Below are 12926 nucleotides of genomic sequence, written 5' to 3'. Positions count from 1 at the left end.
TGGAGGCTGTTACGATGTACAAAAAGACCGAACATCAATTAACTTTTGTAGATGATTTTTTTCTACCATTCGGTGGGAAATTAAATAGGCTTGCTGAATAAGCAAAAGTCCTAGACTTGGTAAGGATACTGACAGCTTTGGCCGAACTTTAAATGCAAGGGTTTTATAAAAAATGCAGGAAAAACTTTGCACTCTAAAGCTGATTCAACATACAGAGAGGACAGAATAAAGCATTTTCGCAGATGCATTCTCCTATGATATTGAGGTAGAGCTTGCTGACAAATCAGATACAAGCCATAATCGGATTCGTTCAGCAAGCCCTAGCTTAAATTCAAAATGGCCACCATTTCTTTATACAGCACCACTTTCCGCTGCCGCTCGATCCTGTTGCTTTTCCCGTAAATTTTTTCCTCTTTAAATAAAGTGTACAGCTGCTCCACTTTGTACACCCGCTCTTTAATGCCGGGAAGTTCTTCTTTTAAAAGCTGGTAATCGGCTTCCTGGCGCGCCGCAATCCGGATGAATTTGAGCAGTTCTTCTGTCACATGGGTGAGGCGGACATACAGCCGCGCCTCGTATTTCGGCGGCAGAAAAATCAAATTCACAAGAAACGAGCTGAAAATCCCGATAAACAATGTCGTAAAACGGATCCCAGCCGTCTGCAGAAAATTGTCACTTGGTGTTTCCATAATGACAATCATGGTCACGAGCGCAAGGCCGACCGTATCATCGAGCTTCAGTTTCAACATTAAAATGATGATCAGCACGGACCCGAGGCCGACGACGAGAAAATGGTTGCCGAAGGCCATGACAAAAATGACGGCGAGCAAAGCGCCGATCAGATTGCCCTGGACCTGATCGATAATGGACCGGTAAGACCGGTATATTGTAGGTTTAATCGCAAAAGTGGCAGCGATCCCGGCAAACACCGGGGACGGCATTTTTAATAATTGCGCGATAAACAGCGCGATAGTAATAGCAATTCCTGTTTTGACAATGCGGGCTCCAACCCTCATATTGGCAATTCCTTTCTTCCTTGCAAAGATATTTAAATGATATGTTCCAAAAGGCTGCATTAAACTATTTCCGTCCGAAAATTTTTTTTAAACGGCAAACCTTTGATTTTGTCATTATAACATGTTTGCCGGAAGACGTGTGGGGATGCGGCCGGAGAATTTGTCCTATTTTTGCCCGACACGGAATATACATGGAGTAAATGAATCCAAAATGCGCGTATGAAGAGGGGAAACAATTTGTGGCTGATTGAAAAACATGTGCTTAGCATGGCTGCGCTCAGGCTGATCTCAGGAATGATCGAAATTTCCGCGGCCATTTTGATGCTCAAATACAATCAAGTGGAAAAGGCGCTCGTCATCAACAGTTCTCTTGCTATTGTCGGGCCTGTTGTTTTAATTACGACAACGGCGATCGGGGTGATCGGCATTTCCGATAAAATCTCGTTTGCCAAAATGCTGTGGATTCTGGCCGGGGTAGGCTGCATTTTGTACGGGATCAAAAGCAACGGGTAAGCTTTGTTAAAGGGGAAGTGATTGAGCAACCGGCCGGCTTGTGGGGATGGCAATGCTGGGTACTGCGGGGGTCTTTGCCGAGGGGAACGCCGCAATCGAAAGCCCCGTTTTATCATCCGGGCTATAAATCCCTGTGCCTTTAGGCTGGAACGCATCTAATGAGGGAGGAGAACCCTGCGGATCCCTGTTTTTCAACCCCCTGAAGCGGCAACCCTTCTTTATTGCGGGCAAGTGCCGATCGTTTGCTTTAGTTCTTTAAGCAAATGCCGGATTTCGCCGCCTTCCATCAGGTTGACATGGATTTCTTTCAATGCCGTTTCCCTGACCGTCTCCATCATCTTTTCTCCGGATCCATCTTTTTCGATCACAGCCCGGTTCCCGGTTTGGTTCAGCACCCAGAACGTATACTGCAGTTTCGGATGGTTTTCGGGGAAACTGAAAATCAAAGCATAATAAATGTCAAATCCGCCGTCGAAAAATTGCATCACGCCGCGAATATAATTTTGTTCGTCTTTCTTTTGCGATAAAGAGACCTTGTAACCTTGCTTCATCCCGATCTTTTCGATTTCCTCCAAAATGTATTCCATAAATAATTTCACGTGTTTTCCTCCTTGCGTAACAGGTAACCATATCCTTCCTGTAATTGGCTGCAGTATTCCTTTGGGCAAAAGAATAAAATGCTTGCTTCCGGATAATCTAACAGAGCAAAAATTGAAATCCCGGGAGGATATTATGGCAAGCAAACAACCTTCTGTGATGGCAGTGGCAGCAATCGGCTCCATTCCGTTAATTATGACGCTTGGCAATTCCATGTTGATTCCTGTCCTGCCGAAAATGCAGTCTGAACTTCACTTGACCTCCTTTCAGGCAAGTTTGACGATCTCTGTTTTCTCCATTATGGCCGCCGTGTTCATCCCGGTGCTCGGCTATCTTTCCGACCGCTTTTCCCGGAAAGCCGTCATTTTGCCGGCATTGTTTTTATACGGGGCAGGCGGCATCCTGGCGGGAATCGCAGCCGCTTTGTTTTCCCATGCTTTCGCCTGGATCATGGCAGGCCGCACGCTTCAGGGAATCGGGGCAGCCGGGACAGCGCCGATCGCCATGGCCCTGACCGGGGATCTGTTTAAAGGCGACAAGGAAAGCCAGGTGCTCGGCCTTGTGGAAGCATCAAACGGGTTCGGCAAAGTGCTGTCTCCGATACTGGGGGCGCTGATCGCATTGCTTGTATGGTACGGCACGTTTTTTGCTTTTCCGGTTGTGGTCGCTGTCTCCATTTTTTTAACATGGGTCTTTATTAAGAGCCCTTGCCAAAATGCTATATCCCCTGAAACTGTGAGCAGTCAGACAATTAAAGGTCGTTGATTTATTCCACTAAAGAAAAAAGACGTTTGTAGGAACATTATGACAAATGTAAAAAGAAATTGTGAGTTTTTGATTTTAATGGGGTAAATTTATTTATTATAAGTGTCTAAATTTTTCCACTTTGGTCGGTTTTGGGCGGGTTTCAATAGATTAAGCTACTCATTCCTGTGGTAAATATTGTAAAACGGAAAAGGATGATTTTTTTGAAAAAAAAGAGCCATGAAAGCCACTCCTTTGTTAAGATATAAGTACGACCAAATATCCAGGGAGTGATTTCATGACTATTTCTATTCTAACACAAACCAGAGACTTTTCAATACAACAAAGAGTTATAAAAAGTTTCCCATATCTATTACGGTATTAGTTAAAATTACACTGTCCCATTTCTGGGACAGTGTAATTTTTAAAGAAGGTGATTATCCTTTTAAATGTGAAAAAGCATGGTCAACGGCTTTGATTGTTTCTGCGATATCTTCTTCCGTATGCGCGGTTGTGAGGAACCAGGCTTCATATTTTGACGGGGCAAGGTTAATGCCTTGCTCGAGCATCAGTTTGAAAAATTTCCCGAACAACTCGCCGTCGGATGCTTCAGCCTGCTTGTAGTTTTCGACTTTTTCGCCCGTAAAGTAAACGGTAAAGGCGCCGACTACGCGGTTAATGGTAATGGTGACGCCGTGTTTTTCAGCTGCTTCCAAAATGCCTTTTTCAAGCATGGCACCGAGACGGTCGAGGTTTTCATACACGCCCTTTTCCTGGAGCACTTCAAGGCAGGCAATTCCGGCAAGCATCGAAGCCGGGTTTCCGGCCATGGTTCCGGCCTGGTAAGCAGGGCCGAGCGGTGCGACTTCTTCCATAATGTCTTTGCGGCCGCCGTATGCCCCGATCGGCAGTCCGCCGCCGATGATTTTGCCCATGGCGGTTAAATCCGGGGTAACGCCGAGCATGTTTTGCGCGCCGCCGTACATAAAACGGAAAGCGGTGATCACTTCGTCGTAAATAACAAGGGCACCGGCTTTGTGCGCCAGTTCATTAATGGCTTCCAAAAATCCCGGTTTCGGCGGCACAATGCCAAAGTTGCCGACAATCGGTTCAACCAGTACGGCGGCAACTTCATCGCCCCATTTTTCGAGTGCCTGTTTAAAAGGTTCCACATCATTATAAGGGACGGTGATGACTTCGTTTGCGATGGCTTTTGTTACGCCGGCTGAGTCCGGCATGCCGAGCTGCGACGGGCCTGAACCCGCTGCGACAAGCACGAGGTCAGAATGTCCGTGGTAACAGCCTTCGAATTTAATGATTCTGTCGCGGCCCGTGTAGGCGCGGGCAACGCGGATCGTTGTCATGACCGCCTCTGTTCCCGAGTTGACAAAGCGGACTTTGTCCAGGGACGGGATCGCTTCTTTCAGCATTTTTGCGAATTGCACTTCATACGGGGTCGGCGTGCCGAACAAAACGCCGTTGTCGGCTGCTTTTTTAATGGCAGCAGCAATATGCGGATGGGCAAAGCCGGTAATGATCGGGCCGTATGCCGCCAGATAATCAATGTAGCGGTTGCCGTCCACGTCATAAAAGTACGCGCCTTTTCCCCTTTCCATGGCAACTGGGGCTCCGCCGCCCACCGCCTTATACGAGCGGGACGGGCTGTTTACGCCGCCGACAATATGCTCAAGTGCTTCTTTATACAAGCTTTCAGATTTTGAAAAATCCATTTATCGTTCCCTCCTCATTGGCATTGGCCAATTCCACCATTCTATTGTAGCCTTCCATTTTCTTCCCGTAAAGACTGTCATAAGCCGGGCGGCGGGGGCATACAATGGAAGGACAAACTTGAAAGGCGCCGGGGGTATCGGGCATGTTTTATTTTCTCGGCATATTGGTTGTCCTTTGTATTGTGATGAGCCTGCGCACCTTGTTTTATCCGGCATCCTGGCGCGCGAAGCAGCTTTCATTTGAACGTTTTCTCTTTCTTGCTTTTACGTACACCAATATCATGATCGGGTTCGGGTTGTTGTTTTTACTGCTCGATATGATGGGATTCCAAATTGCGCTCCATCACGGAAAGCTGTTGGAAGGGCATGATTTCCGCACACTGCTTGATTATATGTATTTGAGTGCCGTCACGCTGTTTTCGGTCGGGTACGGGGATATTGTTCCGATCGGGGCCGCACGGGTTCTTATTATCATTGAAGCGTTAATCGGCTATACCATCCCGGCGGCGTTTGTGGTAAGATCCGCTTTTGACTCGGAAAAAAAATAGCCTGGCAGGGGGATTCCCGCATGCCGGCCGTTGTCCGCCAGGGAAGATCAAAATGCGGCCGGCGCCTATTTTTGTATCCGGGGCGGCTTTTGTCCACGCGGATTTGCCGCGGGTTCATAGTGTATATTACCTCCTCAAAAAAATAACGATATCTTTGAGCCGACTTGTTCGGTTTCTTTTTTTATGGCAATTTTTTCGAATTCGTGATACAAAACTAATATATGGTTTTACAGGGAATCCCTTTAAAGGGCAGATTGAAAAAATAGCGCGGCGGCGTTTATATAGGCTGATCCATCAAATTGATGCGGAGGGGACAAGATGAGAATTTATACAAGGTCCGGTGATAAAGGGACGACATCGCTCGTTTACGGGGTAAGAGCAGCGAAAAACGATCCGCGTGTTGAAGCTTACGGAACAGTGGATGAGGCGAACTCGGCAATCGGCGTTGCGCTCAGTTTTTTGCACGGCGAACAATTTCCGGAAAAAGAAGAATTGGAACAATGTTTCAGCAGGGTCCAGACGATGCTGTTCCATGCCGGTGCGGAGCTTTCCACGCCCGAGGGAAAAGAAGTGCACTGGAAATTGAAACAGGCATATATCGATGAACTTGAGGCTTTGATTGACAAATGGGATGGAAAATTGGAACCGTTAAAAACCTTTATTTTACCGGGCGGGCATCCGGCAGCAGCGGCGATGCATGCGGCGCGCACAGTTGCAAGAAGGGCGGAGCGGGCAAGTGTTGCGGTCAATGGTGTAAATCCGCTTGTGCTGTCGTTTTTAAACCGGCTGTCCGATTTCCTGTTCGTTGCGGCAAGATATATCAATTACTGTCTTGGGGTGAAAGACCGCCCGCTCCAACCGCTTAAGGAATAGCCGGGGTATTGCTTTTACATACTCCCGGCTGAAAAAAGGCATCCTAATGAACGAATTTCCTTTTTTTTGAGCCTGAAGAGCGTGGGAATGGGAAATTCCCGGCGCATTGAGTTGCTAATTTGTTTGACAAAACAGGGGTTTATTTTGTAAACTTTTTATAAAGATTATAAATTAAGAATGATAATTGTTAGAAAAGAGGTGCATGGCGGTGTCCGAGCAACAGTTGAATAAAGCACTGGAGACCTTGAAACAGTCGGGCGTTCGTATTACCCCTCAACGTCATGCGATATTGGAATATTTAATTGAGTCCATGTCACATCCAACCGCCGATGAAATATATAAGGCTCTTGAGGGAAAATTCCCGAATATGAGTGTGGCCACCGTTTACAATAACTTGCGCGTTTTTAAGGAAATCGGATTGGTACAGGAACTGACTTACGGAGATGCTTCAAGCCGCTTTGATTTTGTCACATCAAACCATTACCATATTATTTGCGAAGACTGCGGAAAGATTGTCGACTTTCACTATCCGGGCCTGGATGAAGTGGAACAGCTTGCCGCGCATGTGACCGGTTTTAAAGTAAGCCACCACCGTATGGAAATTTACGGTACCTGTCCGGAATGTATGAAAAAGCACAGTTATCTGGAAGCAAAATAAAACGCAGACGCCGGCGAAACGGGTTCGTCCGGTTCTTTTTTTGCGACTTTAACCCAGGCCCTGATACACCGAAAGGATTTTTTAACGGCTTTCCGAAAGAAGTCTCCCATCCTCAAGGAATGTGAAGGTGCGAATCGCACCAATGAGTAGGTGGGAGATGAATTTCGGTTGGCTTTAGCCAAAGTTATTTTTCCAATCCTTTTCTCAACAATTCTAAGATTGCGGCTGTTCTAGTTGGAATCCCATTTTCTTTTTGATATTGCTCCAATTTTTCTAATATCGTCTTAGGCATATGAATTTCTACACGTTCTTTCTCTTCTCTCATGATGATCACCTCATATTGATTGTGCGGATTTTTTACGATATAATCAATATATACGAAATTTTTCCGCACAAAGTGAGGTGAATGGATATGGCCAAGCAAAACAAAGCTTTCAAGTTTCGTTTGTTACCAAACAAAGAACAATCCGCATTATTAGCTAAGACATTTGGTTGTGTTCGCTTTGTCTACAATAAGATGTTAGCTGAACGCAAAGAAACGTATGAAAAGTTCAAGGATGATAAAGAATTGCTTAAAAAGCAAAAGTTTCCGACTCCTGCAAAATATAAAAGTGAATTTCCATTCCTAAAAGAAGTGGATTCTTTAGCTTTGGCAAATGCACAAATGAACTTACAGACTGCTTATAAGAATTTCTTTGAAGGAAATGCGGATTTTCCAAAGTTCAAAAATCGTAAAGCAAAACAATCCTATACAACTAATATGGTCAACGGAAATATTAAGCTAGAAAATGGTCATATCAAACTGCCAAAAATCAAAAAGCCAATAAAAATGAAACAGCATAGAGAGATACCTGCTGATTATAAAATCAAATCTTGCACTATTTCTAAAACAAAGACAGGCAAATACTACATTTCAATTTTGACAGAATATGAGAAAGATATTCGTCCAGTTAAAATACAGAAAGTTGTTGGTTTGGATTTTGCTATGGATGGTCTATATGTCGAGAGTGAACAGGGTAAGAAAGCCAATTACCCACGTTACTATCGGCAAGCCTTAGATAAATTAGCAAAAGCACAACGAATTCTTTCTCGAAGAAAGAAAGGTTCTGCACGTTGGAACAAGCAACGACTAGTAGTGGCTAAGTTACATGAGAAAGTGGCGAACCAACGCATGAATTTTCTTCATCATAAGTCAAAAGAATTAGCTTCTAACTTTGATGCTGTCGTGATTGAGGACTTGAACATGAAAGGGATGTCTCAAGCCCTTCACTTTGGGAAAAGCGTTCATGATAACGGCTGGGGTATGTTCACTACTTTCTTAGCGTATAAGCTAAAAGAACAGGGGAAACAACTTGTGAAAATTGATAAGTGGTTTCCCTCCACTAAGAAGTGTTCATGTTGCGGCAAGGAAAAAGAAATGCCATTATCTGAACGTGTATATAAATGTTCTTGCGGCTTTGTATTAGATCGCGATCACAATTCAGCAATCAATATCAAAAATGAGGGATTACGCTTATTAGCGTTATCATAAGTAACAAAACTCTTGGAACAAGAGGGTTAGCTCGGTCAGTTTTCGTTGGCTAGTAAAAGCAACGATAAGTCGAGAAGCCCCCACTTCAATCAAACCGTAAGGTTGATAAGTGGAGGGTAGTTCACAAGTTTTAGCAGTGCAACTTTATACACTTCTATGCAATCAATCCGGCTCCCCTTTCGTTGGGGGCCGGATTTTTCATTGTATTTATGCAACCGCCTACATTTTTAGAAATGAAAGTGTGATGAATTTCACACCCCGCGTGTGGGCTTTTCCACAGTCTGCTCTGGCGCAGGGCGGTATGATCAAGATGTACAGAAGATATCCTTCATGAAGGAAATTTAATCATATGTACCGGAAGGAGCCATGAAAAATGAAACCGTTATCCAATACAGCCGCCGTAAAGCCAAAAACAAAGATGAAGTACCCGCTTCACATTACGTCGGAAATCGGCGAGTTAAAGACCGTGCGAAAGAATTTATTTGTTGCTGGATGGTTATATCAAAATTGACAAAATGGACGAAAACGCCGCTTCTTTTTACGGCGATTACATTAAGCCGTACGAACTTTTTCCGTACGGCGGCTTGTTTAAAGATGAAAATTATCATTATACTGCATACGCTGTCACGGATATCGAACTGTTTTATATTCCGACGGCAGGATTTGAAAAAATTGCCGAATCAAATAACACGTTGCTGCTCCATATTATTGAGCATCTCTCCGATATTTTAATCCTGCATGAATCGAGGCTGCAGCTTGTGACAAACAGCAATGCTTCCGAGCGGGTTCGCCACGTGCTTTGCCTGCTCCTTGAAGATCTCGGGATAAAGGATCACGGCAAAATCCGGATTCTTTGCCCCATTACCGTCGCGGATATTGCCAAGCTTGCCGGAACATCTAGGGAAACCGCAAGCCATGTTCTGAATGACTTCAAACGAAATGGCACCATTTCGTTTGAGAAGCAGACCATTACCTTCCACAAACCGGATATGTTCCGCCTGCATCGATTGTAAACTGCACCCCTCCATCTAAGGGGGAAAGGCGCCTTTCAACAATCCGTTAAAATTCTGCTGCCACCTGGCCGGAAATGCTTAAGAAATTGGCAAGGGCCGGGTTTTGGTCCTCCTTCCGGTACGCAATGGACAAAACGGCATTTAACGGGTGCCCTTCAATCTCCCTGTACACAATATCGAGATTAAATAATTTTTCGGCTGTCCGTGGCAGCACCCCGATTCCGATTCCGGCTGTAACAAGGCCGACGACCATCTGGTACTCGGTTGCTTCCTGGACGATTTTCGGGCTGAAATCGGCATCTTTGAAAAGAGACAGGAATTCATCATAAAGGCCCGGCCAAATATCGCGCGACACAACGACAAACGGGACGTCCGCCAGATCCTCGATGCGGATTTTTTCTTTTTGGGCGAGCGGATGGCTTTTCGGCATGGAAAGGGCAGCCGCGCCTGTCTGGATTTCAGCTGTTTCAATTAAGGGATCATGGATCGGCGGATGGAGCAGGCCGACATCGATTTCTTTCCGGTGCAGCGCCCGAATCTGGTCCGGGGTTGACAACTCATGGAGGGAAACGGCCGTTTTTGGATATTTCAGCCGGAATTCCCGGACGATGGCCGGCAAAATGTCATAGGTCGCCGAGCCGACAAAGCCGACCACCACATTCCCGAATTCCCCCCGTTCAGCCCGCTGTGCATTTTCCACCGCCCTGTCCAGCTGCTCAAGCACCTGCTTGGCTTCTTTTAAAAAAACTTTTCCCGGGATCGTCAGTTCAACATGGCGTTTATTGCGGATAAACAGGTCCACCCCGATTTCTTCTTCCAGCTGCCGGATTTGCTGGGAAAGCGGCGGCTGGGTCATTTGCAGCCGCTCTGCCGCTTTTCCGAAATGCAGTTCTTCCGCGACTGTTAAAAAATAATGAAGATGGCGCAGTTCCATCTGTATTTCCTCCTTTCCATCACGATTAATATTTAAAATATATTATTTATAGCACAATAATATATTTTAAACATTTCCCCGTGTGGTGTAAAGTATAGATAGAAACAAGTTGGCTCAGCCTATAGATGAACGTTTTCCCCTGTAACAAACGGGGGAAGGTTCAAAATAGGGCTGTCCTTGGGAGTGGGAACTGTGGAAAAAAAGAATTCAAATCCAACCAATACAACGGAAAAAACAGCTGCAGACCTGGTTGTCGACTGCCTTGAGAAGCAGGAAGTGCCATACGTTTTCGGCATCCCGGGCGCAAAAATTGATGCCGTATTTGATGTACTGAAAGAACGCGGCCCGGAATTGATTGTATGCCGCCATGAACAAAATGCCGCTTTTATGGCTGCTGCAATCGGGCGTTTAACAGGAAAACCGGGTGTCTGCCTGGTAACGAGCGGGCCGGGGGCTTCCAACCTTGCCACCGGGCTTGCCACTGCGAATACGGAGTGCGATCCTGTCGTTGCGATCGCAGGAAACGTGCCGCGCGCAGACAGGCTGAAAAAAACGCACCAGTCGATGGACAATGTATCCCTGTTCCAGCCGATTACAAAATACGCAGCGGAAGTTGTCCACCCGGATACAGTACCGGAAGTGATGACAAATGCATTTCGTTCTGCCGCCTCGGCACAGGCAGGGGCCGCTTTTATCAGCTTCCCGCAGGACGTGCTGAAGGAGCCGGCGTCTGTCAAAGCTTTGGGCCCGCTTAAAAGCCCGAAACTCGGGAAAGCAAATGAAGAAGCTGTAAAAGAAGCTGTAAAAGCGATCCAGCATGCCAAATTGCCGGTCATTCTGGTCGGGATGCGTGCAAGCCGCCCGGAAGTTGTGAAGGCGGTCCGGTCACTCCTGAAAAAAATTGCATTGCCGGTTGTTGAAACATTTCAGGCGGCAGGTTTGATTTCAAGAGATTTGGAAGACCGTTTCTTCGGCCGCATCGGCTTGTTCCGCAACCAGCCGGGCGATATTTTGCTTGAGCATGCGGATGTCGTCCTCGCGATCGGTTACGATTCTGTTGAGTATGATCCGAAGTTTTGGAACAGCGAAGGGGAAAGAAAAATCATCCATCTCGATGAAATCCGCGCCGATATCGACCATGATTACCAGCCGGAAATCGAACTTGTCGGCGACATTTCAGCGAGCGTTGATAGCATCAAAGAACAGCTGGCCCGTTTAAATATGAACGGCAAGTCCATGGAACTTTTGGAACGCTTGCGCAACCAGCTGAATTTGCGCGACGAACCATCGGAAAAGGCGGATAAAAATCTTGTTCACCCGCTCCAGTTCATTCACGATTTGCGTTCGTTGATTGATGACCATGTGACCGTAACATGCGATGTCGGTTCCCATTATATTTGGATGGCGCGCCATTTCAGGGTATATGAACCGAACCGCCTGCTGTTTTCAAATGGCATGCAGACGCTCGGGGTTGCGCTTCCGTGGGCGATTGCCGCAACGCTTGTCAATCCGGGTGAAAAAGTCGTATCCATCTCAGGGGATGGCGGCTTCCTGTTCTCCGCCATGGAACTTGAAACGGCCGTCCGTTTAAAATCGCCGCTTGTGCATATCGTCTGGCGTGACGGCACGTACGACATGGTGGCGTTCCAGCAGCAAATGAAATACGGGCGCACATCGGGAGCAGACTTCGGCCCCGTTGATATTGTAAAACACGCGGAAAGTTACGGCGCAAAAGGCTTGCGGGTGAATGCACCTGATGAGCTGGTTTCTGTACTGAAGGAAGCGCTGGACTCAGAAGGCCCGGTCGTGGTCGATGTCCCGGTTGATTATAGCGACAACCTGGAACTGGCGAAAAAACTGCTGCCTAACCAATTGGTATAATCACTTACTGCGGCGGGCAGCTGCTATAACTTGGACTCAGCCGGCACAAATTTTTCAGGATACGATAGAAAGAAGGGGTTTACCATGCGTACTGCTGCAGAAAATCAAAATACAGAGCAAATTTTAACAAGCCGGACCGATGAAGTATACCAATTGTCCACGATGACATCGCTTCTTGACGGCGTATACGAAAGCGACAAGACGTTTGCTGAATTAAAAAAGTTCGGCGATTTCGGCATCGGCACTTTCAACCATTTGGACGGGGAATTGATTGCCTTTGACAATGCGTTCTATCAGCTGAAGGACGGGACGGCAAAACGTGTACAGCCTGAAGACAAGTCACCGTTTTGCTCGCTTGCACATTTTTCGGAGGATATCACCTATACAGCTGAAGGTTCTCTAGCAAAACCCGAACTGGAAGACTTGATCAAAGATCTCGTCCGCAGCGAAAATTTATTTTATGCCATTCGTGTGGACGGTGTTTTTAAAAAAATGAACACAAGAACCGTCTCCTACCAGGAAAAACCGGTCCCCATGACGGAAGCGGTGAAATCCCAGCCGGTTTACTCGTTTGAAAATACAAAAGGAACGCTTGCTGGTTTTTGGACGCCGATGTTTGCACAAGGAATCGCGGTCGCCGGCTTCCACCTCCATTTTATTGACGACAAACGCACCGGCGGCGGCCATGTCTTTGACTATGTGCTTGACTACGGGACGATCCGGATCAGCAAAAAAACGCATATGCATCTGGAACTTCCGGAAACAGACGCTTTTTTAAATGCGAACCTTTCCCGCGCCAATTTGGCAGAGGAACTGGAAAAGACAGAAGGCTGAACGAAGGCGAAGACGGCCCGCATCCGGCGAAAACCGGATGCGGGTTTCTTCAAA

14 protein-coding genes are annotated in these 12926 nt (G+C 46.5%); 9 read left to right on the top strand and 5 right to left on the bottom strand.

Annotation, left to right across the window (positions count from 1 at the left end; all coding sequences use genetic code 11):
• Window positions 1-320: 320 nt before the first annotated feature.
• The gene (locus tag NST20_RS12250; RefSeq protein ID WP_342399520.1) at window positions 321-1016 is read right to left on the bottom strand and encodes an aromatic acid exporter family protein; all 696 of its coding nucleotides are present in this window, start codon (window positions 1014-1016) and stop codon (window positions 321-323) included.
• A gap of 237 nt (window positions 1017-1253) precedes the next feature.
• Between NST20_RS12250 and NST20_RS12245 the strand changes: the two genes are divergently transcribed.
• On the top strand, window positions 1254-1529 hold the full coding sequence (locus tag NST20_RS12245; protein WP_029143025.1) for a YqhV family protein: 276 nt from the start codon (window positions 1254-1256) through the stop codon (window positions 1527-1529).
• Between the two features lie 218 nt (window positions 1530-1747).
• On the opposite strand, the gene NST20_RS12240 is transcribed toward NST20_RS12245, so the two are convergent.
• A complete protein-coding gene (locus NST20_RS12240) occupies window positions 1748-2128 on the bottom strand; it encodes a hypothetical protein (protein ID WP_327077038.1) in 381 nt (126 codons plus the stop codon).
• Window positions 2129-2258: 130 nt separating this feature from the next.
• On the opposite strand from NST20_RS12240, the gene NST20_RS12235 reads away from it, so the two are divergent.
• The gene (locus tag NST20_RS12235) at window positions 2259-2891 is read left to right on the top strand and encodes an MFS transporter (protein WP_342400425.1); all 633 of its coding nucleotides are present in this window, start codon (window positions 2259-2261) and stop codon (window positions 2889-2891) included.
• A 416-nt stretch (window positions 2892-3307) separates the two neighbouring features.
• On the opposite strand, the gene NST20_RS12230 is transcribed toward NST20_RS12235, so the two are convergent.
• Window positions 3308-4600 (bottom strand): glutamate-1-semialdehyde 2,1-aminomutase, encoded by a 1293-nt coding sequence (locus NST20_RS12230; protein ID WP_342399519.1) that lies wholly within the window; start codon window positions 4598-4600, stop codon window positions 3308-3310.
• A 143-nt stretch (window positions 4601-4743) separates the two neighbouring features.
• Here NST20_RS12230 and NST20_RS12225 point away from each other — a divergent pair, with 143 nt between their 5' ends.
• The 3 genes from NST20_RS12225 to perR all read left to right on the top strand — a co-directional run bounded on the left by NST20_RS12225 (window position 4744) and on the right by perR (window position 6679).
• A complete protein-coding gene (locus NST20_RS12225) occupies window positions 4744-5148 on the top strand; it encodes a potassium channel family protein (RefSeq protein WP_013860258.1) in 405 nt (134 codons plus the stop codon).
• Window positions 5149-5466: 318 nt separating this feature from the next.
• The gene (locus NST20_RS12220) at window positions 5467-6021 is read left to right on the top strand and encodes a cob(I)yrinic acid a,c-diamide adenosyltransferase (RefSeq protein WP_342399518.1); all 555 of its coding nucleotides are present in this window, start codon (window positions 5467-5469) and stop codon (window positions 6019-6021) included.
• Window positions 6022-6229: 208 nt separating this feature from the next.
• Window positions 6230-6679, top strand: a complete 450-nt coding sequence (gene perR, locus NST20_RS12215; RefSeq protein WP_014097390.1) for a peroxide-responsive transcriptional repressor PerR — start codon at window positions 6230-6232, stop codon at window positions 6677-6679.
• A 184-nt stretch (window positions 6680-6863) separates the two neighbouring features.
• Here the strand turns inward: perR and NST20_RS12210 are convergent, their stop codons facing one another.
• Window positions 6864-7004, bottom strand: a complete 141-nt coding sequence (locus NST20_RS12210; RefSeq protein WP_013860635.1) for a ribbon-helix-helix protein, CopG family — start codon at window positions 7002-7004, stop codon at window positions 6864-6866.
• An 87-nt stretch (window positions 7005-7091) separates the two neighbouring features.
• Here NST20_RS12210 and NST20_RS12205 point away from each other — a divergent pair, with 87 nt between their 5' ends.
• Window positions 7092-8210: an RNA-guided endonuclease TnpB family protein gene (locus NST20_RS12205; protein ID WP_014095882.1), complete on the top strand. Its 1119-nt coding sequence runs from the start codon at window positions 7092-7094 to the stop codon at window positions 8208-8210.
• Window positions 8211-8695: 485 nt separating this feature from the next.
• Complete coding sequence (locus NST20_RS12200; RefSeq protein WP_342399517.1) at window positions 8696-9223, top strand: Crp/Fnr family transcriptional regulator; 528 nt, start codon at window positions 8696-8698, stop codon at window positions 9221-9223.
• Between the two features lie 46 nt (window positions 9224-9269).
• On the opposite strand, the gene alsR is transcribed toward NST20_RS12200, so the two are convergent.
• The gene (gene alsR, locus NST20_RS12195; protein ID WP_013860250.1) at window positions 9270-10157 is read right to left on the bottom strand and encodes an acetoin biosynthesis transcriptional regulator AlsR; all 888 of its coding nucleotides are present in this window, start codon (window positions 10155-10157) and stop codon (window positions 9270-9272) included.
• A 192-nt stretch (window positions 10158-10349) separates the two neighbouring features.
• Between alsR and alsS the strand changes: the two genes are divergently transcribed.
• The gene (alsS, locus tag NST20_RS12190; RefSeq protein WP_342399516.1) at window positions 10350-12038 is read left to right on the top strand and encodes an acetolactate synthase AlsS; all 1689 of its coding nucleotides are present in this window, start codon (window positions 10350-10352) and stop codon (window positions 12036-12038) included.
• Between the two features lie 84 nt (window positions 12039-12122).
• Window positions 12123-12872 (top strand): acetolactate decarboxylase, encoded by a 750-nt coding sequence (gene budA / locus NST20_RS12185; RefSeq protein ID WP_342399515.1) that lies wholly within the window; start codon window positions 12123-12125, stop codon window positions 12870-12872.
• Window positions 12873-12926 lie beyond the last annotated feature (54 nt).

Origin of the sequence: Weizmannia sp. FSL W8-0676 (assembly GCF_038593015.1) — a bacterium.
Lineage (GTDB): Bacteria > Bacillota > Bacilli > Bacillales > Bacillaceae_C > Weizmannia > Weizmannia coagulans.
The sequence above is the reverse complement of the archived record's forward strand: the minus strand, read 5'-3'. Positions and strand labels throughout refer to the sequence as shown.